We start from the raw sequence: 21,741 nt of genomic DNA on the forward strand, positions 1-21,741 counted from the left end.
AAGGCCCAGAGGTGGAGAAACAGCGGGGCAGCGACGAGAATTACGGTAGCTGACCGATCGGTCAGCGTACAAGTCTTGACCCGGCGGAAATCAGCCAGCAATCTGACTGTCCAATCGGTCAGCAAGGTCTCGGCGTCCGCCCCGGCCTGTTGCCCACAGCTGGGTCGTCTCGACACCGATCGCCGCACTGCGGCACGGAGGAGTCATCCGATGCACTCCAAAGCCCCTGAGAAAACCTCCCCCGACCCGCAGGTCCAGGACGCCCCCGGGCCCGCGCTGCCGGCCCGCTACTACACCGACCCGGACACGGCCGCCGCGGAGGTGCGGCAGGTCTTCGCCAAGTCCTGGCAGCTCGTCTGCCACGAGTCCGACCTGCCCCGCCCGGGAGCCCGGCTCGCCGCCGCGGTCGCGGACCGGGAGGTCCTGGTCGTCCGCACCGAGGACGGCGGCCTGGCCGCCCACCTCAACGTGTGCCGCCACCGCGGAACGCGCCTGGTCACCGCCCCCGAAACGACCGGCAAGGCGATCCGCTGCCCCTACCACGGCTGGACGTACCGCCTCGACGGGAGCCTGGTCGGAGCCCCGGAGGCCCGGCAGATCCCCTGCCTCGACAAGCCCGCGCTCGGTCTGTTCCCGGCCCGCGTCGAATCCTTCCTCGGCTTCGTCTTCGTCAACCTCGACCCCGACGCCGTCCCCCTGGCGGCCCAGTGCGCCGGACTCGCCGAGGCGGTCGGCCACTACGCCGGGGCCGACCTGGTGCCGGTCGGCCGCAGCCGGATCCACGACCTGGCCGGGGCCGAAGTGCAGGAGGCCAACTGGAAGGTGGCGGTCGACAACTACCTGGAGGGCTACCACGTGCCGGTGGCCCACCCCGGCCTGATGCGGCTGCTCGACTACCAGGGCTACACCTGCGAGATCGAGGATTCGTACGCGCTGTTCGCCTCGCCGCTGCGGGACAAGCCCTCCTCGAACTGGGCCGAACGCCTCTACCAGCGCATCGCCGCCCCCATGCCCGGCCTCGCCGAGGAGGACCGGCGGGTCTGGCGGTACGCGGTGATCTACCCCAACACCCTCATCGACTTCTACCCCGACCACGTGCTCGCCTGGACCGCGATCCCCACGGCGGTGGACCGGGTGGCCGTACCCGGCGCGTTCTACACCCGGCGCGGCACGGGACTGCGCACCCGGCTCGCCCGCCGCCTGAACATGCACATCGGCTGGATCACCAACGACGAGGACGCCGAGCTCGTCGCCCGCGTGCAGAAGGGGCTGTCCACGCCCGGCTTCGAGCCGGGACCCCTGTCCCGCCGAGAGTCGGCGGTCGGCTGGTTCGCCGGCCGCATCCGGGCCGACCTCGACGCCGGCCCGCACGCCTCCCTGCGCTGAACAGCACCCCTGCCCCCCGCGCCTCCTGCGCTGAACAGGGCCCCCGCCCCCCCCGCGCCTCCCCGCGCGGAACAGCGTCCCGCCCCCCACACAAACACCCCGGCCCCCTACGGAGAGGACCCCCGATGTCCCCCGAGGCACACTCCCTGTCCCGACGCTCCTTCCTCCGCGCAGGCACCGCCACGGCCCTCGGCCTCACGGCGGCCGGCTGCGGATTCGCATCCGAACCCGACCCGGCCGGCAAGGCGGCCGAGGAGACGCCGATCGACGTCAAGGTCGACGGCGACCTCATCTACTTCAACTGGGCCGACTTCGTCGACCCGGCCGTCTTCGAGGGCTTCGAGAAGGAGTACGGCGTCAAGGTCGTCCAGTCGAACTTCGACTCCATGGAAGGCATGGCGGCCAAGCTCAACGCCGGAAACCGCTACGACATCATCTTCCCCACCGCGAAATGGTCGGAGCGCCTCGCCGCCGGAGGCAGGCTGCGCACCATCGACCACGCCCGCCTGAAGAACGCCGAGGCCGTGTTCGGCGGTTACGACTACTTCGCCGACCCCTGGTACGACCCCGGCTCCCGCCACACCGTCCCCTTCACCATGTACAAGACCGGCATCGGCTGGCGCCGGGACCGGCTCGGCGACCTGACCGGATCCTGGGACGACCTGTGGAACGAGCAGGCCAAGGGCAAGGTCTTCGCACTCGACGACCGGGACGAGGTGCTCGGCATGGGCGCCCTCAAGCTCGGCCTGCGACTCACCACCGACGACCCGAACGACCTGGCACGGGTCACCGACACCCTCCGCTCGCTCCGCCCCCGCCTGCGCGGCTTCTCCAGCGACAGCTACAACAACCTGCTCAACGGCAACGCCGACATGACCCAGGCGTGGAGCGGGGACATGGCCGCCATGCTCGCCCAGGCGGAGGACCCCGCCGTCTTCGGGTTCGAAGTCGCCCGGGAGGGCGCCCCCGTCAACTCCGACTGCTACGCCATCCCCGCCGACGCCCAACACCCCGGCACCGCCATGCTCTTCATCGACTACATGCTGCGCCCGGAGAACGTGAAGAAGAACATCGAGTACATCGGCTACCCGATGCCCGTCCGCGGCAGCGAGGACACCTACACCGCGCTCGTGGAGCCCTTCCCCCAGTGCCTGGTGACGGCGGACGACCTCAAGGACGACAGCTACTTCCGCAACGGCACCGCGAAGGGCGAACAGCACCGCGACGCGGCCTGGACCGACGTGAAGGCCGGCTGACATGGCACGGAGCGACCGATCCCCAAGGGTGTCTCCGCCGCGCGGGGGGCCGCCCGTGCCGGGAGCGAGGCTGTGGACCTGGCTCATGCTTCCCGGCACCCTGTGGATGACCGGCTTCCTCCTCGCCGCCCTGCTCCTGGTGGCCACGCTCGCGTTCGGCACCACCGACCCGCTCGGAAACCCCCGCTTCGGTCTCAACCCCGGCAACTTCGCCGCCCTGGCGGACCCGGCCTACCGCACCGTCCTGCTGCGCTCCCTCGGCTACGCGCTGATCACCTGTGTGATCTGCCTGGCCGTGGCCTACCCGGTCGCCTACGCCATCGCGCTGCACGGCGGACGTTTCAAGAACCTGCTGATCGCGGCGATCGTCGTGCCCTTCTTCGCCAACTACCTGGTGCGGATGTACGGCTGGTCCGTGGTCCTGTCCGACGACGGACCGCTGCTCGAGGCCCTGCGCGCCCTGGGCATCGCCGACGACGGAACCAAGATCCTCCAGACCGGCCCCGGGGTCATCGCCGGACTCGTCTACGGTTTCGTCGTCTTCATGATCATCCCGTTGTACGCGGCCATGGAACGCATGGACACCTCGCTCATCGAAGCCGGACGCGACCTCTACGGCGGCCCCTTGCGGACCTTCCTCTTCGTCACCGTCCCCGCCACCCGGCAGGGCGCGGCCGCCGGCTGCGTCCTCGTCCTCCTGCCCGCCATGGGCGACTTCGTCAGCGCACAGCTCATGGGAGGACCGGACCAGATCATGATCGGCAACCTGATCCAGGACAAGTTCTTCCAGGGGCAGAACTGGCCGCTCGGCTCGGCCCTGACCATGCTGCTGATGGCGGTCCTGCTGTTCGGGATGCTCGGCTACCTGCGGCGCACCCGCAAGGACGAGGCGGAGGCGGTCCGATGAGCCCTCGCCCCGCCCCCCGCACGGTGCGCACACCGGCAGCCGACCCGCCCGGACACCGCGGGCTCCCGGCCGCCGACGGGCCCCCGGCCCGCCCCGCCCGCCGACCGCGGCTCCGCCGCCCGCGCCGCCGCCGCGCAGCCGAGCGCCGGCCCCGGTTCGCCATCGCCGTCACCGCCGCCTTCTTCGCGCTGCTCTACCTGCCCGTGGGCGTCGTCGCCCTGTTCTCCTTCAACTCGCAGAAGTCCCTCACCGTCTTCGAGGACGTAAGCCTCCGCTGGTACGGCGCGTTCCTGCGCGACGAGGTACTCATCGACTCGCTCGGCACGAGCCTGCGGGTGTCCCTGGTCGCCATGGCGGGCTCGCTCGTCCTCGGCGTGGCCCTGGCGCTGGGCCTGGTCCGCAGCCGCGGGCGCCTCGGCTCCTTCGCCGGACTGGTCATGCTCGTCCCGCTGATCACGCCGGAGATCGTCACCGGAGTGGCCGCGATGATGCTCTTCAAGGGGCTCGGCGTCACCCTGTCGACGACCACGGTGATGCTCGCGGAGATCACCTTCTCCATCTCCTACGTGACGGTCATCCTGCGCTCCCGCATCGCCGCCCTCAACCCCGAGGTCGAGGAGGCCGCGATGGACCTCGGCGCCACCCGCCGGCAAGCGCTGTTCCTGGTGACACTGCCCGCGCTGCTCCCCAGCATCCTCGCGTCCGGGGTGCTGATCTTCGCCCTGGTCTTCGACGACTTCGTGCTCGCCTACTTCACCACCGGAGTCGACCCGCAGCCATTGTCCGTACGCATCTACTCGGCGATCAGGTTCGGCGTCCAGCCCACCATCAACGCCGTGGGCACCCTGATGCTCGTCGGATCCATCGCCCTCATCGTGCTCGCGCTCGCCATCCCGCGCCTGTTCGGCCGCCGCGGCGGCCTCGATCTGCTCTCCGGGAAGTGACACCCATGCCGGATCCCCACCCGCACCCGCACTCGCTTCCGCTTCCGAACCAGCCCCCGCCCCCGCCCCCGCTCCTGCACCCGCACCCGCGCCCGCACCCCGCCGTCCGGCTCGACCGGGTCGGCAAGCGGTACCCCGGCTCCGACGCCCACGCCGTCCACGACGTCACCCTCGACATCGCCCCGGGCGAGTTCTTCTCCCTCCTGGGCCCCTCCGGCTGCGGGAAGACCACCCTGCTGCGGATGATCGGCGGCTTCGCCGACCCCACGGAAGGCAGTGTCCTGCTCGACGGGGCGGACGTCACAGGCCTTGCGCCCAACAAGCGCGACGTCAACACCGTCTTCCAGAGCTACGCCCTGTTCGACCACCTCTCGCTGGCCGACAACGTGGCCTTCGGACTCAAGCGCAAGGGCGTCGCCCGCACCGAGATCCGCCGGCGGGTCGCGGACATGCTCGAACTCGTCCAACTCGGCGGCCTGGCCGGCCGCAAGCCGGCCACGCTGTCCGGCGGCCAGCGGCAACGCGTCGCCCTCGCCCGCGCCCTGGTCAACCGGCCCCACGTCCTGCTGCTGGACGAGCCGCTGGCCGCTCTCGACCTCACCCTGCGCCGACGCATGCAGGTCGAGCTCAAACAGATCCAGCGCGAGGTCGGCATCACCTTCGTCCTCGTCACCCACGACCAGGACGAGGCCCTGACCATGTCGGACCGCCTCGCTGTCATGAACGGGGGCCGCATCGAGCAGTGCGGCACACCGGAGGACGTGTACGAGCGCCCGACGAGCAGCTTCGCGGCCTCCTTCATGGGCACCTCCAACCTCGTCCCCGGCACCTACCGCTCCGGCCGGGTCCTCCTCGACCAAGGCCCCGCCCTCCCGGTCGGCACCCGCTCCGGCATCCCCGACGGCAGCCGGGTCAGCCTCTCCATCCGCCCCGAGAAGATCTGGCTCTCCGACTTCGAACCGGGCATGGCCCAGGTCGGCGGAGTCGTCCGGGAGACCGTCTACTGCGGCCCGACCACCACCTACCTCATCGAACTGGCCCCCGGCGTCACGGTGTCCGTGCTGGAGCAGAACACCGTCCGCTCCCGCAGGGAGGACCGCTGGAGGGGCGGCGAGCAGGTCGAGATCGGCTGGAAGCCCGAACACTGCCTGGTCCTGGACCACGCCGACGCCTGACCGGAGGAACACCTAGATGAACCACGACGTCCTCGTGCTCGGCGCGGGACTGGCCGGTCTCGCCGCCGCGCGCGACCTGGCAGCGGGCGGGGCCGACGTCCTCGTCCTCGAGGCCCGCGACCGGGTCGGGGGCCGCGTCGAACAGACCGCCCTCCCCGACGGCCGGCTGGTCCAGCTCGGCGGCGAGGTGGTGGGCCGGGCCCACACCGCCTACACCACCCTGGCCGCGGAACTGGGCCTCACCCTGGTCCCCAGCTATGTCGCCGAGCCCGGCTCCCTCACCCGCGCCACCCCCGAAGGAGCATCCCCCGCGGACCCGCCCCACTGGTTCGGGCCGGGCGACGAGGCCTGCCACACCAAGGTCACCGCCGCGTTCACCGTGCTCGCCGGGACCGTCGACCCGGCCGACCCCTGGTCCCACCCCGAGGCCGCGCACCTCGACCGGTTGTCCGTGGGTGACTGGCTGCGCGCCCAGGGCGCCACCCCAGCCGTCGTACGCCTCTGGGAGATCGGCCACCTCGCCCTCGCCGACGGCTCCTGCGAGCGGACCTCCCTGCTCGCCGCCCTGCGCAAGCACGCGGCCGTACCCGGCGCAGGCCACTACGAGTACGAGGCGTGGGAGGGCCTGCGGGTCGCCGAGGGCTCGGCCACCGTGGCCCTGCGCATGGCGCAGGCCCTCGGCGGGCGGATCCGTACCGGCTCACCCGTCGAGGCGATCGCGGTACGACGGCCCGGCCGCTGCTCCGTGCGCCTGGCGGGCGGCGAGACCCTGACCGCCGCCGCCGTGGTCAGCGCCCTCCCGGTGGGCCCGCTCCGCTCGGTCGCCGTCACCGGCGTATCCGACCGGCGCCTCGCCTCCCTGCACCACCAACGCCACGCCCTGGCAGCCAAGTTCACCGCCGCGTACGCGCGTCCCTTCTGGCGCGACCGCGGCCTCAGCGGCCTGTCCGAATCCGAAGGGGTCCTCGGCAGCACCTGGCCGCAGAGCGACGGCATCCTCTCCGCCCTCGTCCCGCCCGAGCGCTACGGCGTCCTGCTCGGCACACCCGCCGCCCTGCGCACCGCCGAACTGCTCGCCGAGGTCGCCCGCCTCTTCGGTGACGAGGCGCACCGTCCGCTCGCCACGCACGTACGCCTGTGGGGCACCGACCCGTGGACCCAGGGGTACGTCACCCAGTGGACCCCCGGTGACGTCATGGCGGTCGGCCCCCTGCACGGCACCCACGAACCCCCCTTCTACGTCTGCGGATCCGACCAGTGGGTGGCCGGTTACATGGAAGGCGCCGTCCGCACCGGACGCGGGGCCGCCCAGGAGGCGCTGCGCCGTGGCTGACGCCCTGCACAACCACATCGGGGGAGTGGCGCGCCCCGCCTCCTCGGGGGCGACCACCGCCCTGACCGATCCCGCCACCGGCCGCGTGCACCGCCGTGCCGCGCGCTCCGGCCCCGCCGACGCGGACGCGGCCTGCGCCGCTGCGGCAGCGGCGTACACGGACTGGTCCACGACCACTCCCGCGACCCGCCAGCGCGCCCTGCTCGGCATCGCCGATGCCATCGAGACGCACGCGGACGCCTTCGTGGCCGCCGAAACCGGGGACACCGGCAAGCCCGCGGACCGGTTCACGGCGGACGAGCTGCCCGCGATCGTGGACGCCGTCCGCTACTTCGCCGGTGCGGCCCGGAACCTGCCGGGCGCCGCCGCGGCCGAGTACACCGAGGGCCGCACCTCGCTGCTGCGCCGCGAACCGGTCGGCGTCTGCGCCCAGATCACGCCGTGGAACTACCCCCTGATGATGGCCGTCTGGAAGATCGCTCCCGCGATCGCCGCCGGAAACACGACGGTGCTCAAGCCCGCCGACACCACGCCCTCCTCGTCCGTGCTGCTGGCCGGGATCGCCGCGGAGCACCTGCCGCCAGGGGTGCTCAACGTCGTCTGCGGCGACCGCGACACCGGCCGGGCCCTCACCGCCCACCCGGCGGTCGCCCTGATCGCCGTCACCGGCAGCGTCCGGGCCGGCCGGGAGATAGCGGCGGCCGCCGCGGCCGACCTCAAACGGGTCCACCTGGAACTCGGCGGCAACGCTCCCGTCATCGTCCACGAGGACGCGGACCCCGCAGCGACCGCCGCCGCCCTCGCCGCGGTGGCCTACTACAACGCCGGGCAGGACTGCACCGCGCCCACCCGTCTCCTGGTCCACCGCCGGATCCACGACGCGTTCCTCGCGGCGTTCGCCTCCGAGACCGGCAGGCTGCGCGCCGGCACCGACTTCGGCCCCCTCAACAGCGCGGCCCAACTCGCCTCGGTGCAGGCCCTGCTGGAGCGCCTGCCCGCCCGCGCCGAGATCGTCACCGGCGGTAGCCGGCTGCCGCGCCCCGGTTTCTTCCACGCGCCGACCGTGGTCGCCGGCGTCCGCCAGAACGACGAGATCGTGCAGGAGGAGGTCTTCGGCCCCGTCGTGACCGTCCAGTCCTTCGCCGACGAGGCCGAGGCGCTGCACCTCGCCAACGGAGTGCGCTTCGGGCTGGCCGCGAGCGTCTGGACCACCGACCACGACCGCGCGCTGCGCGCCACGCGGGCCCTGCACACCGGCATCGTCTGGGTGAACACCCACGGCACCACCGTCTCCGAGATGCCCCACGGCGGAGTCAAACACTCCGGCTACGGCAGCGACCTCTCGATGTCCGGCCTCCTGGACTACACCCAGACCAAGCACGTCATGCTGTGACCCCTGCCCGGCCGCACAGCAGCAGCGCGCCCCACGCCAAGTTACTCGGAGGTAGCCGCGGGGTGCGCCGGGACGGTAGCCTCGGCCGCCGAGAGGGGGAACCATGCCTCGTACGTTCACGGTGTCCGACAGCATCGTCGTCCACGTCCGCCCCGCCGATGTCTACCGGCACGTCTCCGATCCCGCACGGATGGGCGACTGGAGCCCGGAGAACCTCGGCGCCACCGTCCACGGCGGCTCCGCCGAACCCCGCGTCGGGATGGTCTTCGACGGCCGGAACAAGCGCGGGGCCTTCCGCTGGACCACGCGGTGCACGGTGACGGCGGTCGAGCCGGACCGGCTGTTCCGTTTCCGGGTGCATGCCATCGGGATCCGCCGTCCCCGGATACCCGGTCCCATAGCCACGTGGGAGTACCGCTTCGAGCCGGTCCCGGAGGGCACCCGGGTGACCGAGACGTGGACCGACGACCGCCGCTCGTGGCCGGACGCCGTGGCCCACGCCTTCGACCGGGTCGCGACGCGGGGACACACGTTCGCCGATTTCCAGCGCAGGAACATCGGCACCACCCTGCGCAACCTCAAGCAGGCACTGGAGGCCGCCTCCGGCTCCGCGTGATCCGGTCCCGGCGGCCGTCCGGCGCAGTGCCCACCTCCGTCAGGCCGCGGGTCCGCCGGGCTGGTCGCGGGTCGAACAGTGGATGCCGCCGCCGCCCGAGGCGATCGTGTCGATCGCGACCGGCACGACGTCCCGATCGGGGAAGTGGTCCCGCAGGAGGCCGCGGGCCCGGTCGTCCGCCGTGCGGTCCCCGAACTCCGGCAGGAACACGGCGCCGTTGGCGATGTAGAAGTTGGCGTAGGCCGACACGAAGTCCTCGCCCCTGCCCCTGATCCTCTTCGGGTCGGGCTGCGGCAGGTCGATGACCTCGAAGCGCCGGCCGCGGGCGTCGGTCGCCCCCGACAGGACGGACTGCGCCTGATCGGCGGAGCGCGACCAGGAGTCCGGCGGGGTGCCGGGGTGCGCACGGTCCAGCAGGACCACACCGGGCGCGGTGAAGCGCACCAGGCTGTCCACGTGAGCGTCCGTGATGTCCTCACCGCGTACCCCGGCCAGCCACACCACCTTCTCCACGCCCAGGGTCCGGCGCAGTTCCGCCTCGATCGTGTCGCGGCTCTTGCCCCGGTTGCGATTGTTGTTGACGATCGAGCTCTCCGTGATGAGCAGGGTGCCCTCGCCGTCGGTCTCGAAGGATCCGCCCTCCGCGACCAGCGGGGCCCGGACCCGGCGGATCCCGTACCTCTGGAGCAGGTTGCGTCCGACCGCGCCGTCGTTCCCGTGCTCCTGCTTGCCGCCCCAGCCGTTGAAGTTGCAGTCGACCCCGACGACCCGGCCGTCCTCCTCGGCGAAAACGGGGACGGTGTCGCGGGCCCAGAGGTCGTCGACGGCCAGCGGGACCACCTCGACCTGCGAGCCGCACGCCCGCCGGGCCGCCTCCGCCTGGTCGGGCCGGGCCATCATGACGACCGCCTCGTACTCTCCGACGGCCCGTGCGATCCGCGCGACGTCCTCGCGTACGTACGGCAGGTCTCCCTCCCAGACCGAGGAGAGCGCCGGCCAGGCCATGAACGTACGGGTGTGGCTCTCCCACTCGGCGCCCAGCCGCCGCCCGCCACCCGGGGCGGCGGGCGGGGAGGGCGCGCCGGTGCCCCCGGCCGGAGCTCCGCCTCCGGAGGGGCCGCAGCCCGACGCGCTCGCGAGGGCCGCGCCGATCCCGGCGAGGGCGCGCAGCGCGGTCCGGCGGGTGAGGTCGAGGAAGGACACGGGGACCTCCGGGCGTGGGCCGACAGAAGGGGTGCGTCCGGCCAGGGCGTGACGCGGCCACGTGTCGCCACTCTGACACTGACTGAAAATTCAGTCAATCCGGGTCGCACCTGCCCGCCCCGGCCCGGTCCCCGGTTTCCTCGACGCCGCCCTGATGCTCAGGCCGTCTCGTCGCGGATCACGTTGCGGTGCTCCTCGTAGACGAGCCGCGCGTCGTCGTTCGGGAGCGGCGCGGTCGTGAAGCCGCAGGCGCAGGTCACCACCGTGAGGTCGGACAGAGCGTGCAGGGTGGGCCCGCCAGGGCCGGTCCGGGCCGCCCCGGCCGGCTTCTCGTACCGGAGGTGGTGGGGGTAGCGGGAGGTGCGGTCGGCGGCCGGGGAGGCCCCGGTGGTGTCGAGGGTGAAGGGGTGCTCGCTCATGAGTCCAGTGTCGTCTGCCGGACGCGGGCAACCGCGTCCGCGCGGCAGAACCCGCCAGGGTGTCGCCCCCGAAGCCCTCCTGTGCCGCACACCGGCCGACGCCGTCCATGCCGGGCCGGCCGGCCGGAGGTGCCCGGCCGCCCCGGCCGGCGGGTGGCGCCTCAGTCGACCTGGAGCTCACCCATCCGGCTCCAGCCCGTCGCTCCGGGAATGGTGGTGCTGACGATGTCGGGCGTACGGGTGATGAGGGGGCGCATGGTCTCCAGAGCGGTGCGGAAGTGCTCGGAGGTCACATGAGCCTCCGCGGCGTCGTCCTGGAAGGCCTCGGTCAGCACGTAGGTGTCCGGCTCCTCCAGACTGCGGGACCACTCGAACCACAGGTTGCCGGGCTCGGCGCGGGTGGCTCGCGTGAACTCCGCGACCTTCGCGGGCCACTGGTCGACGAATGCGGGCTTGACGGAGAATTTCACCACAATGAAGATCATTCGAGCATTGTAGGCGTCTTCGGACACTGCGAAGGCCTCGCCGCGGCCTGCGGACCAGGCGCGGGTCCACCTCCAAGGAACCGCGTGTCCGCCGTGTTTCAGGGACGTGTTCGCGAATGCACCGGCAAGTGACGCGTATGTGTGGGTGATTCGAAGAGTGTGGTCATTCCGAGGGGCCCGCGCGGAGGTCTCTTTAAGAAACCTCGTTGAACAACGCCGACGCGCGGGGCGGCCTTGAATCAACTCCGGTAATCGGTCAGGGTTTCGAGCTGACCCCCGGAGATCTTTCGGCTTCTGAGGGGTCGTGCCACACGCTTTGACGCCCCACACGTCAACACGAGGAGTACTCCCTTCATGTCAACTCACAAGCACGCACGCACCCGTTCGCGCGGCTTCCGGGTCCTTGCAGTGGCCACGGGAGTCGCCACTGCAACCGGTGTCTGCATGCTGCTGTCCCCCCTCGCCGGTGCGAACACCCCCGCCGAGGGAACGGTGTACGGGCTGGGCGCACCCGGTGCGCTCAGCGGCAGTTACATCGTCATCCTCGACAAGGACGCGGACCGGCAGGCGCTCGTCAAGAAGTACGGCGGCGAGCTCAAGCGCAACTACACCTCCGCGGTCAACGGCTTCTCGGCGGCAGGGCTTTCGGAGACGGCGGCCAAGCGCCTCGCCGCCGACCCGGCCGTCGGCAAGGTCGTCCAGAACAAGAAGTTCTCCATCAACACCACCCAGAGCAACCCCCCGTCGTGGGGCCTCGACCGCATCGACCAGACGGCGACCGCGGCGGACAAGAAGTACACGTACCCCGACGCGGGCGGCGACGGCGTGACGGCCTACGTCATCGACACCGGCGTGCGGATCAGCCACAAGGACTTCGGCGGCCGGGCCGCGCACGGCTTCGACGCGGTGGACAACGACCAGACCGCCGACGACGGCAACGGACACGGCACGCACGTCGCCGGGACCATCGCGGGCACCTCCCACGGGGTGGCCAAGAAGGCCAAGGTCGTCGCCGTCCGGGTGCTCGACGACAACGGATCGGGCACCACCGAGCAGGTCGTGGCGGGCATCGACTGGGTGACGCAGCACCACAGCGGGCCCTCCGTCGCCAACATGAGCCTCGGCGGCGGCGCCGACGAGGCTCTCGACGAAGCCGTGCGCCGGTCGATAGCCGCCGGCGTCACGTTCGGCGTCGCGGCGGGCAACGAGTCGTCCGACGCCGGTCAGGGCTCCCCCTCGCGGGTTCCCGAGGCCATCACGGTGGCTTCCAGCGCAGCCGACGACTCCCAGTCCTCGTTCTCCAACTTCGGAAAGGTCGTGGACCTCTACGCACCGGGCTCGGACATCACCTCCGCCTGGAACGACAGCGACACCGGTACGAAGACCATCTCCGGCACCTCGATGGCCACCCCGCACGTGGTCGGAGCCGCTGCCCTCTACCTGGCCGGCCACAAGGACGCCTCGCCCGCCCAGGTCGCACAGGCCCTGACGACGGGGGCGACCCCGGGGAAGATCACCAACCCGAGCAGCGGAACCCCGAACAAGCTGCTGAAGGTGTCCGCGCAGTAGGGGACACCGCCCGCGAACGCGCCGGGGCCGCCGCACCCGAGGGGGGATGCGGCGGCCCCGGCGTTCGGATCAGCGCACCCACGGCCTCCACACCGGCTCGTTGCGCTCCACCCACTTCTTCGCCGCCTGCTCGGGCGACAGCTTCTCCTCGGCGATCATCAGCGCCACCTCGTTCTGCTCCTCGACGCTCCAGCGGAACCGCTTCAGGAACTCCGCGGCCTCTCCGCCCGCCTCCGCGAACCGCGTGTTGAGGTACTTCTGCAGCGGCGTGTGGGGATAGGCGCAGGCCACCCGCTCCGGATCCGCGTCGCAGCCCTCCCGGTACTCGGGCAGCTCCACCTCCGTCATCGGAACCCGCTCGAACAGCCACTGGGGCTTGTACCAGTACGTGAGGAACGGCTTGCGCTCCTTCGCGAACTGCCTGATCTGAGTGATCTGCGCGGCCTCGGAGCCGGCGAAGACCACCTCGAAGTCCAGGTCCAGGTTCTTCACCAGCGCCTTGTCGTTCGTGACGTACGACGGGGAGCCGTCGAGCAGCTGGCCCTTGCCCCCGCTTTCGGCACTGCGCAGCAGATCGGCGTACTTGTCGAGGTTCTTCCAGTCGGTGACGTCCGGATGGGCCTCGGCGAAGTACGTCGGCACGTACCAGCCGATGTGGCCGGTCACGCCCAGGTCACCGCCCGGGGTGATGGTCTTCTTCTCCTGGACGTACCGCTTCTCCTGCTCCGGGTGGCCCCAGTCCTCCAGGATCGCGTCGACCCGGCCCTGACTGAGCGCGTCCCACGCGGGCACCTCGTCCACCTGCACGGTGTCCACCCGGTAGCCCAGCTCGTGTTCGAGCAGGTAGGCGGCGACGGCGGTGTTCGCCTGCGCGCCGACCCAGGACTGGACGGAGAGGGTGACGGTCTTCGCGCCCTGCGCGGCGGCGTACGGCGAGGCCTGGCGCGTCATGTCGGCCGCGCCGCACCCGGTGAGCACGGCCAGCGCGGTCACGGCGGCGAACGCGCCGAGACGGCGACGGCCGCACCGCTGACGGCTCCCGTTCCGTTCGTGGATGTCGGGCATGTCAGGCCTCCTTCGCGGGCTGGGTGATCCGGTCGAGCATCAGACCGAGACAGACGATCGCGGCGCCGGCCACCAGACCGGTGGCCAGGTCGCCCTGGGCGAGGCCGAGCACGACCTGGTAACCCAGCGCGCCCCCGCCGACGAGGCCGCCGATGATGACGACGGCGAGCACCAGCACCACCGCCTGGTTCAGGGCCAGCAGCAGCGCGGGCCGGGCCAGGGGCAGCTGGACCTGGCGCAGCTGCTGCGTCCCGGTGGCGCCGAGCGAGCGCGCCGACTCCAGGGCCGCCGGGCTCACCTCGCGCAGGCCCTCGGTGGTGATGCGTACGACGGCGGGCAGTGCGTACACGACCGCGGCGGCCGCGGCCGGTGCGCGGCCGACGCCGAACAGCGCGACCACCGGGATGAGGTAGACGAACTGCGGCATGGTCTGGCACACGTCGAGCACCGGGCGCAGCAGACGCCGGGCGCGGGAACTGCGGGCGGCGGCGATACCGATCGCGAAACCGAGGACCAGGGTCACGGCCACGGCGGCCAGCACCTGGGACAGGGTGTCGAGGGAGGGCTCCCACACCCCGAGCACACCGATGGCGGCCAGGGCGAGGACGCCGGTCAGCGCGGTGCGCCAGGTGCCGGCCAGGAGGCCGAGCGCGCCGACCACGAGCAGGAGGAGCCACCAGGGGGTGGCCTGCAGCCCGGAGCGCAGCGGGTCCAGGATCCAGCCGGTGAAGCGGGCGGCCCAGTCGGCGGTTCCGCCGACCACCGGCACCCCGGAATACAGATGGTCCGTCATCCAGCCCACCGCCCGGTTGACCGGCTCGGCGATCGGCACGGTCCAGGACCCGGGCCACAGGGACGTGCCCGCCATCCGGCCCGCCACGGCGGCGGCGACGGCGGTGAGCACGGTGAGCAGCCGCCCGTACCAGCCCTCGAACACCCGCCGCAGCAGCGGCTGCCGGTGCGGGGGAACCGGGTCGGCGCCCAGCCGGGCGCCCGCCGCGCCGGCCGTGCGGTCCAGGACCACCGCGAGCAGCACGATGGGGATGCCGGCGGCGAGCGCCGCGCCGACGTCGACCGAGGCGAGGGCCTGGTAGACCCGGTCGCCGAGGCCGCCCGCACCGATCACGGAGGCGATGACGGCCATCGACAGCGCCATCATGATCGCCTGGTTGACGCCGAGCAGGATCTGCCGGCGGGCCAGCGGGAGCCGTGCCGTCAGCAGGCGCTGGCGCCCGGTCGCACCCAGCGAGTGCGCGGCCTCCAGCACCCCGGCGTCGGCCTCGCGCAGGCCGAGCGCCGTGAGCCGGGCCATCGGCGGCGCCGCGTACACCACGGTGGCCAGTACGGCGGCGGGGACGCCGATTCCGAAGACCAGGACCATCGGCAGCAGGTACGCGAAGGCGGGCAGCACCTGCATGGTGTCGAGTACGGGACGCAGCGCGCGGTCGGCACGCGGCGACAGCCCGGCGGCCAGTCCGAGGAGGGCCCCGACCGCGACGGAGGCCGCGACGGCCACGACCATCAGGGCGAGGGTCTGCATCGTCGGCACCCACATGCCGAGCAGCCCGCACACGGCGAACGCGGCCGCGCAGGTGACGGCGAGCCGCAGGCCCGCCAGGCGCAGCGCGACGAGTCCGGCCAGGGCGGTCACGCCGGTCCATCCCGCAGCGAGCAGGACGCCGTACACCGCGCGCACGGACACGACCACGGCATTGCTGACGTGCCCGAAGAAGTAGAGGAACAGCGGATGGCCGTCCCGGTTGTCGATGATCCAGTCACCGGCCCGGCCGAGCGGCCCGGAGAGGTCGACGGCGAGGGCGGAAGGCCAGCTTCCGGCACCGGGGAAGGCCACCGCGAGCGGCAGCAGTACCACCGCGGCGACAGCGAGGGGCAGGACCCTGCGGACGGCACGGTGGTCGAGCAGCAGGGCTTTGAGGCGCCGGCCCGGCGCACGGGCCGCGGTGGACCGCGGCCGGTCGGTCCGCCCGCCGACGGGCAGCCGCTCCGGCAGTCCGGACCGGGGCCCGGCACTTGCGGGGTCCCGTACGGGTCTGGTGGTCGTGGTCATCCGTGCCACCTCCCCGCACCGGTGAGGGCGGACCGGCGCAGGGCGCGGGTACGGCGCGTCATGCTGCCACCCCCCGCCCGGCCGAGGCCGGCAGGCCGGCCACCACCGCGAGCAGTCCCGCGTCGTCGACGACACCCAGGCACCGGCCCTCGTCGACCACCCGCGCGGGGCCACCGCTGCGGGCGACGGCCTCGATCGCTTCCACCACCGTGGTCGCGGGGGTCAGCGCCGGGCCCTGACCGGCCTCGCCGTCCGTCGCCGGGCGCATCGCGCTGCGTACGGTGAGCACCTGCTCGCGGGGCACGTCGCGGACGAAGTCCCGTACGTACGCGTCGGCGGGCGAGCCCACGATCTCCTCCGGCGTGCCGAGCTGCACGATCCGGCCGTCGCGCATCAGCGCGATCCGGTCGCCGAGGCGCAGCGCCTCGGACAGGTCATGGGTGATGAAGACCATCGTGCGGCCCTCCTCGTGGTGGAGCCGGGCCACCTCGTCCTGCATCTCCCGGCGGATCAGCGGGTCGAGCGCGCTGAACGGCTCGTCGAACAACAGCACTTCCGGGTCGGCGGCCAGGGCGCGGGCCAGGCCCACGCGCTGCTGCTGGCCGCCGGACAGCTGACCGGGCCGGCGTTCCTCGAGGCCCTCGAGGCCGACCTTGCCGACCATCTCGGCGGCCTTGGCGCGCCGGTCGGCGCGGCTCATGCCCTGGATCTCCAGGCCATAGGCAACGTTGTCGAGCACGGTGCGGTGCGGCAGCAGGCCGAAGTGCTGGAAGACCATGGAGGCGCGGTGGCGGCGCAGTTCGCGCAGCCGAGCCCGGTCCATGGCGAGGACGTCCTCGCCGTCGATGGCGAGGGATCCGGCCGTGGGCTCGATCAGCCGGGTCAGGCAGCGCACCAGGGTGGACTTGCCGGAGCCGGACAGGCCCATGACCACGAAGACCTCGCCCTTGCGGACGTCGAAGGTGACGTCGCGGACGGCGGCCGTGCAGCCCGTGCGCTCGCGCAGTTCGGCGGCGGGCAGCGCCGCGTGCTCGGAGCCCGGCACCAGCGCGGCCTTGCGCTGGGGGCCGAAGACCTTCCACAGGCCCTGTACGGAGAACACGGGCTCGGCGTCTGCGCCGGACGCGGCGGAGCCGGGGCGGGGAGCGGTCACCGGACCTCACCGCCCAGCAGCTCGGCGGCCTTCTCGCCGACCATGAGTACTCCGATCATCGGGTTGACCGCGGGCATCGTCGGGAAGACGGAGGCGTCCGCGATGCGGATGCCCTCCAGTCCCCTTACCTTCAAGTCGGGTCCCACAACGGCCCTTTCGTCGTCGGCGGCGCCCATCTTGCAGGTACCTGCCGGGTGGTAGACGGTGTGTGCCACCGAGCGGGCGTACGCGCTCAGCGCCTCGTCGTCGTTGATCTCCGGGCCGGGGCACACCTCGCGCTTCAGCCATCCGGCGAGCGGTTCGGCCGCCGCGATCTCGCGGGCCAGCTTGATGCCGTCCACCAGGGTCCGGCCGTCGTAGTCGTCCTCGTCCGTGAAGTAGCGGAAGTCGAGGGCGGGTTTGACCTCGGGGTCCGCGCTGGTCAGGTAGAGGCGGCCGCGGCTGCGCGGCTTGGGGATGTTGGGGGTCAACGAGACGCCGTGCGCGGGCCGTTCGTAGCCCAGCCGCTCCGGATTGTCGGTGAACGGGATCTGGTAGAAGTGGAACATCAGGTCGGGCCCGGGGGAGTCCGGGTCGCGCCGGACGAACAGGCCCGCGTCGCTGTCCATCGCCGAGTTCTCGGGGATCGGCCCGTTCGTCTCCCAGACGATCACGGACTCCGGGTGGTCCAGGAGGTTCTCGCCGACTCCGGGCAGATCGTGGACCGGGGGTATGCCGAGGGCCTCCAGGTCCTCGCGGGGTCCTATGCCCGAGTGCAGCAGCAGGCGCGGGGTGTCCACGGCGCCCGCGCACACCACCACCTCGCGGCGGGCGGTGATCAGCGCCTGCGTGCCGTCCGCGGCGCGGACGTGGACGCCGCGCGCCCGGGTGCCGTCCAGTTCGAGGCGGTAGGCCCAGGTCTCGAGCAGGATCCGCAGGTTGGGCCGGTCGTCCATCACCGGGTGGAGGTACGCCACCGAGGCGGACGAGCGCTTGTTGGTCTCCGGGTGGTAGGCGAGGTCGAAGAATCCGGCGCCCTCGTGGAACGGCTTGCGGTTGAAGCCCTCGACGAGGGGCACCCCGAGCGCGGCCTGCGCCGCGTCCACGAAGTCACGGGCGATCGCGTTCCGGTCCGCCTCGTCGACCGGCACGATGTTGTTGAGGAGCCGGTCGAAATACGGGTCCATGGCGGCCGCGTGCCATCCCTCGGCGCCCGCCTGCGACCACTCGTCCCAGTCGGACGGGAGCGGCTTGAAGGCGATCAGGGTGTTGTGCGAGGAGCAGCCGCCCAGGACGCGGGCCCGGCTGTGCCGGATGTGCGAGTTGCCGCGCGGCTGCTCGGTGGTGGGGTAGTCGTAGTCGAGTTCCCCGCCGAGCAGGCCCATCCAGCGGCGCAGGGTGAGCACGTCGGGGCGGTCGACGTCGCTCGGCCCGCCCTCGATGACGGCGACGGTCACGTCGGGGTCCTCGGTCAGGCGGGATGCGATCACCGAACCGGCGGTGCCGCCGCCGACGACGACGTAGTCGTACTCGAGCGGGTGCGCGGACGCGGGCCCGTACGCGTGCTCGTGCCCGTCCTGCTGCGTGGTGTCCGTGTTCTCGTTCATGTCTCTCCTGCTCCTCAGCCCGCGAACCAGCGCACGGGGCGCGGAGCGAGGTTCTGGTACACGTGCTTGGTCTCGCGGTACTCGGCCAGGCCGGACGGGCCGAGTTCGCGTCCGATGCCGGACTTCCCGAAGCCGCCCCATTCGGCCTGCGGGAGGTACGGGTGGAAGTCGTTGATCCAGACGGTGCCGTGCCGCAGCCGGCCCGCCACCCGGCGCGCGCGGCCCTGGTCCGCGGTCCAGACGCCGCCGGCGAGCCCGTACTCGGTGTCGTTGGCGAGCGCGACGGCCTCGTCCTCGGTACGGAAGGTTTCGACCGTCAGGACCGGCCCGAAGACCTCCTCGCGGACGACGCGCATCCTGCGGTGACAGCGGTCGAGGACGGTGGGCCGGTAGAAGAAGCCCGGCCCCTGCGGGCGTTCGCCGCCCGCGCGCAGTACGGCGCCCTCGGCGAGCGCGGAGGCGACGTACGACTCGGTCCGCTCGCGCTGGGCGGCGCAGACCAGCGGGCCGCACTCCACCCCCGGGTCGGTGCCGCGGCCGAGGCGGATCTTCTCGGCGCGGCGGGCGAGTTCGGCGACGAAGCGCCCGCGCAGCGACTCCTCGACGATCAGCCGCGAGCCGGCCGAGCACACCTGGCCGCTGTGCATGAACGCGGCATTGAGGGCCTGGTCGACGGCGGTGTCGAAGCCGGCCTCGGTGGCGCAGGCGTCGGCGAAGACGACGTTGGGGTTCTTGCCGCCGAGTTCGAGGGCGACCTTCTTGACGGTGTCGGCGGCCGCGCGCATGACCTTCGTACCGCTGGCGAGTCCGCCGGTGAAGGAGACCAGGTCGACATCGGGATGGGCGGCGAGGCGCGCGCCGACCGGATCACCGGCGCCGGTGACCAGGTTGGCGACGCCCGCGGGCAGTCCCGCCTCCGCCAGCAGCTCGATCAGGGCCACGGTGGTCAGCGGGGTGATCTCGCTGGGCTTGATCACGAAGGTGTTGCCCGCCGCCAGGGCGGGAGCGATCTTCCAACTGGCCTGGAGCAGCGGATAGTTCCACGGGGTGATCAGCGCGCACACCCCGACCGGCTCGTGGACGACGACGCTGTGGACCTCGGGGGACCCGGCGTCGACGACCCGGCCCGCGCCCTCACCGATGACGAGGTCGGCGAAGTAGCGGAAGGCGTCGACCACGCAGTCCACGTCCACGCGGCCCTCTTCGAGCGTCTTGCCCGCGTCCTGGCTCTCCAGGAGGCCGATGCGCTCGCGGTCGCGCTGGAGCAGGTCGGCAGTGCGGCGCAGCAGCGCGGCACGCTCGGCGACCGGCGTGCGCGGCCACGGTCCGCCGTCGAAGGCGGCCCGCGCGGCGCTCACGGCCGCGTCGGCGTCGTCGGCGCCGCCCTCGGCGACCACGGCGAGGACGGAGGCGTCCGCCGGGTCCAGGATCTCCCTGGCAGCCCCTGATGCCGCGGACCGCCACGACCCGGCTGTGTAGATGGTCTTCTGCTCCGACACGACGCTCCGTACCTCCAGGTACCCCCGGTTGCGTCACCCCGGCGGACCCGCGGTGACCTGGCAATCACCGCGCATGCCCCATGCCCCCGAACTCATGTCCCATCCATCACTCGAAGTGACTGGAGTCACGCCGACCCGATGCATGCGCCGCGCGGAGGCCCCGCGGCCCCGCAGACCCGCGGCTCACGAAGACCGGTTCATCCGCAGCCGCAGGCTGTCGTAGATCGGCGTGCTCCCGATCCGGTCGGCGGTCAGCGTCGCGGCGAAGCACGCGGTGAGCAGCGGAACGAGCAGGGCGGTGGAGCCCGTGATCTCGACGGTGAGCACGATCCCGGTCAGCGGTGCGCGGACGACCGCAGAGAACAACGCGGCCATGCCGGTGAGTGCGAAGGACACGGCGGCCGGGTCCCCGTCCGGGAGGAGCGGGAGCGCCAGCCCGTGCACGAGAGCCCCCCACACCGCGCCCAGCGCGAGCAGGGGAGCGAAGAGCCCGCCCGGCGCGCCGGCCGCATAGCTGAGCGGACCGGCCGCGAACCGCACCACGAGGTAGCCGGCGAGTACGGGGACCACCGGTACGTCGCCGTGCAGCAGGCGTTCGCTCACCTGCTCCCCGCCGCCGCCCAGCAGCGGATCGGCGTACAGCAACAGGCCCACGACGGCGCCGATCACGGCCGCGCGGGCGACCGGGCCGACGCGCCGCACGTGATCGCACCAAGCCAGCAGCCCGATGACGAGCCGGTTGTAGCCCGCCCCCAGGACGCCCGTGGCAGCGCCGAACAGGAGGAAGGCGGGCAGGTACGCGAGCGACGGGCCGACCACGTGCGCCACGGGCAGGACGGGGCCGCTGCCGAGCACGAGCCCGGAACATCCGACGGCCGTGGCGGTGCCGATCAGGGTGAGGAGCACCAGACGCGGCCTGACCGCCCCGGCCACTTCCTCGCACACGAACAGCAGGCCCCCGAGGGGTGCGGTGAAGGCCACGGCGAGCCCGGCTCCGGCGAGCGAGGTGTGCAGCAGGGTGATGTCCCGCGCACCGAGCCGCGTACGGCGCCCCGCCTCCGCGCCGATCACCGCGCCCATGTGCACCGTCGGGCCCTCCCGGCCGAGCAGCAGGCCCGAGCCCATGGCGATCACGCCGCCCGCGTACCGGGCCGGGATGATCCGCCACGCCCGCGGCGGCGCTTCGCCGCGCCACACGGCCTCGACCTCCTGGATTCCGCTCCCGGCGGCCGCGGGGACCCGCCGCGCGATCGCGCACGCGGCGGCGGCGCCCGTGGCCGTGACGGCCACGGGAAGCAGCCAGCCGGCTCCGCCCAGCCCCTCCGATGCGCTCAGCAGGGAGCCGTAGAGGTCCTCGGCCCGGGCCAGGCACCAGCGGAAGCTCCCGCCGACCAGCCCGACGAGGCAGCCGGCGACCGCGGCGACGGGGAACACGGCGCACCGGCCGCGGTGAGCACGGGCAGGGGTGGGCATGCACAGACCTCCGCCGAGCCGTGGGTCGCGTCCGCACGAGACTGGCCCGTCACCGACGGGCCGTTGCGGACGCCGCGGCGGCCGCGCCGAAACGGTCCCCGACCGGACCAACGACCGGACCAACGGCCGGCCTGCGCTCAGCGGCCCCAGGGCGCCGCGGTTTGTTTTTCAAGAAGTGAATCAACGCGGGCCGTGGAAGGGATGGCAACGT

18 protein-coding genes are annotated in these 21,741 nt (G+C 72.5%); 9 read left to right on the forward strand and 9 right to left on the reverse strand.

Annotated features, from left to right (window positions below):
• Positions 1–210: 210 nt before the first annotated feature.
• The 8 genes from AB0D44_RS16505 (at position 211) to AB0D44_RS16540 (ending at position 9,010) form a co-directional block, all read left to right on the forward strand.
• Positions 211–1,386, forward strand: a complete 1,176-nt coding sequence (locus tag AB0D44_RS16505; RefSeq protein ID WP_362590645.1) for an aromatic ring-hydroxylating dioxygenase subunit alpha — start codon at positions 211–213, stop codon at positions 1,384–1,386.
• 125 nt (positions 1,387–1,511) lie between these two features.
• Positions 1,512–2,642 (forward strand): extracellular solute-binding protein, encoded by a 1,131-nt coding sequence (locus tag AB0D44_RS16510; RefSeq protein WP_362590648.1) that lies wholly within the window; start codon positions 1,512–1,514, stop codon positions 2,640–2,642.
• 85 nt (positions 2,643–2,727) lie between these two features.
• Entirely contained in the window at positions 2,728–3,549 is an 822-nt protein-coding gene (locus AB0D44_RS16515; RefSeq protein WP_362590651.1) for an ABC transporter permease, read from the forward strand.
• Positions 3,546–4,493, forward strand: coding sequence for an ABC transporter permease (locus tag AB0D44_RS16520; RefSeq protein ID WP_362590653.1), 948 nt, complete (start codon positions 3,546–3,548; stop codon positions 4,491–4,493). Before AB0D44_RS16515 ends, AB0D44_RS16520 begins: the two co-directional genes overlap by 4 nt.
• A 5-nt stretch (positions 4,494–4,498) precedes the next feature.
• Positions 4,499–5,668, forward strand: coding sequence for an ABC transporter ATP-binding protein (locus tag AB0D44_RS16525; protein ID WP_362590656.1), 1,170 nt, complete (start codon positions 4,499–4,501; stop codon positions 5,666–5,668).
• Between the two features lie 16 nt (positions 5,669–5,684).
• Positions 5,685–7,001 (forward strand): NAD(P)/FAD-dependent oxidoreductase, encoded by a 1,317-nt coding sequence (locus AB0D44_RS16530; protein ID WP_362590659.1) that lies wholly within the window; start codon positions 5,685–5,687, stop codon positions 6,999–7,001.
• Positions 6,994–8,394, forward strand: a complete 1,401-nt coding sequence (locus tag AB0D44_RS16535) for an aminobutyraldehyde dehydrogenase (RefSeq protein ID WP_362590661.1) — start codon at positions 6,994–6,996, stop codon at positions 8,392–8,394. Before AB0D44_RS16530 ends, AB0D44_RS16535 begins: the two co-directional genes overlap by 8 nt.
• Before the next feature lie 103 nt (positions 8,395–8,497).
• Positions 8,498–9,010 carry an SRPBCC family protein gene (locus AB0D44_RS16540; protein ID WP_362590664.1) on the forward strand — a complete coding sequence of 171 codons (513 nt, stop codon included), beginning with the start codon at positions 8,498–8,500 and terminating at the stop codon, positions 9,008–9,010.
• Positions 9,011–9,049: 39 nt separating this feature from the next.
• Here the strand turns inward: AB0D44_RS16540 and AB0D44_RS16545 are convergent, their stop codons facing one another.
• From AB0D44_RS16545 to AB0D44_RS16555, 3 genes are all read right to left on the reverse strand, one after another.
• A complete protein-coding gene (locus tag AB0D44_RS16545; RefSeq protein WP_362590666.1) occupies positions 9,050–10,213 on the reverse strand; it encodes an agmatine deiminase family protein in 1,164 nt (387 codons plus the stop codon).
• Positions 10,214–10,371: 158 nt separating this feature from the next.
• On the reverse strand, positions 10,372–10,632 hold the full coding sequence (locus tag AB0D44_RS16550) for a hypothetical protein (RefSeq protein WP_362590669.1): 261 nt from the start codon (positions 10,630–10,632) through the stop codon (positions 10,372–10,374).
• Between the two features lie 161 nt (positions 10,633–10,793).
• Positions 10,794–11,117: a putative quinol monooxygenase gene (locus AB0D44_RS16555; protein WP_362590672.1), complete on the reverse strand. Its 324-nt coding sequence runs from the start codon at positions 11,115–11,117 to the stop codon at positions 10,794–10,796.
• Positions 11,118–11,471: 354 nt separating this feature from the next.
• Here AB0D44_RS16555 and AB0D44_RS16560 point away from each other — a divergent pair, with 354 nt between their 5' ends.
• Positions 11,472–12,686, forward strand: coding sequence for a S8 family serine peptidase (locus tag AB0D44_RS16560; protein ID WP_362590674.1), 1,215 nt, complete (start codon positions 11,472–11,474; stop codon positions 12,684–12,686).
• 69 nt (positions 12,687–12,755) lie between these two features.
• Here AB0D44_RS16560 and AB0D44_RS16565 read toward each other — a convergent pair whose 3' ends face one another.
• The 6 genes from AB0D44_RS16565 to AB0D44_RS16590 form a co-directional block, all read right to left on the reverse strand.
• Entirely contained in the window at positions 12,756–13,637 is an 882-nt protein-coding gene (locus AB0D44_RS16565) for an ABC transporter substrate-binding protein (RefSeq protein WP_362590769.1), read from the reverse strand.
• A 115-nt stretch (positions 13,638–13,752) separates the two neighbouring features.
• On the reverse strand, positions 13,753–15,819 hold the full coding sequence (locus tag AB0D44_RS16570; protein WP_362590677.1) for an ABC transporter permease subunit: 2,067 nt from the start codon (positions 15,817–15,819) through the stop codon (positions 13,753–13,755).
• Between the two features lie 58 nt (positions 15,820–15,877).
• Positions 15,878–16,972, reverse strand: coding sequence for a glycine betaine/L-proline ABC transporter ATP-binding protein (locus AB0D44_RS16575; RefSeq protein WP_362590680.1), 1,095 nt, complete (start codon positions 16,970–16,972; stop codon positions 15,878–15,880).
• Positions 16,969–18,558: a GMC oxidoreductase gene (locus AB0D44_RS16580; protein ID WP_362590683.1), complete on the reverse strand. Its 1,590-nt coding sequence runs from the start codon at positions 18,556–18,558 to the stop codon at positions 16,969–16,971. Before AB0D44_RS16580 ends, AB0D44_RS16575 begins: the two co-directional genes overlap by 4 nt.
• A 14-nt stretch (positions 18,559–18,572) precedes the next feature.
• Complete coding sequence (locus tag AB0D44_RS16585; protein ID WP_362590686.1) at positions 18,573–20,057, reverse strand: aldehyde dehydrogenase family protein; 1,485 nt, start codon at positions 20,055–20,057, stop codon at positions 18,573–18,575.
• 183 nt (positions 20,058–20,240) lie between these two features.
• Positions 20,241–21,530 carry a ClC family H(+)/Cl(-) exchange transporter gene (locus AB0D44_RS16590; protein WP_362590689.1) on the reverse strand — a complete coding sequence of 430 codons (1,290 nt, stop codon included), beginning with the start codon at positions 21,528–21,530 and terminating at the stop codon, positions 20,241–20,243.
• Between the last annotated feature and the right edge of the window lie 211 nt (positions 21,531–21,741).

The sequence above is a fragment of the Streptomyces sp. NPDC048349 genome, from assembly GCF_040651925.1.
Classification (GTDB): domain Bacteria; phylum Actinomycetota; class Actinomycetes; order Streptomycetales; family Streptomycetaceae; genus Streptomyces.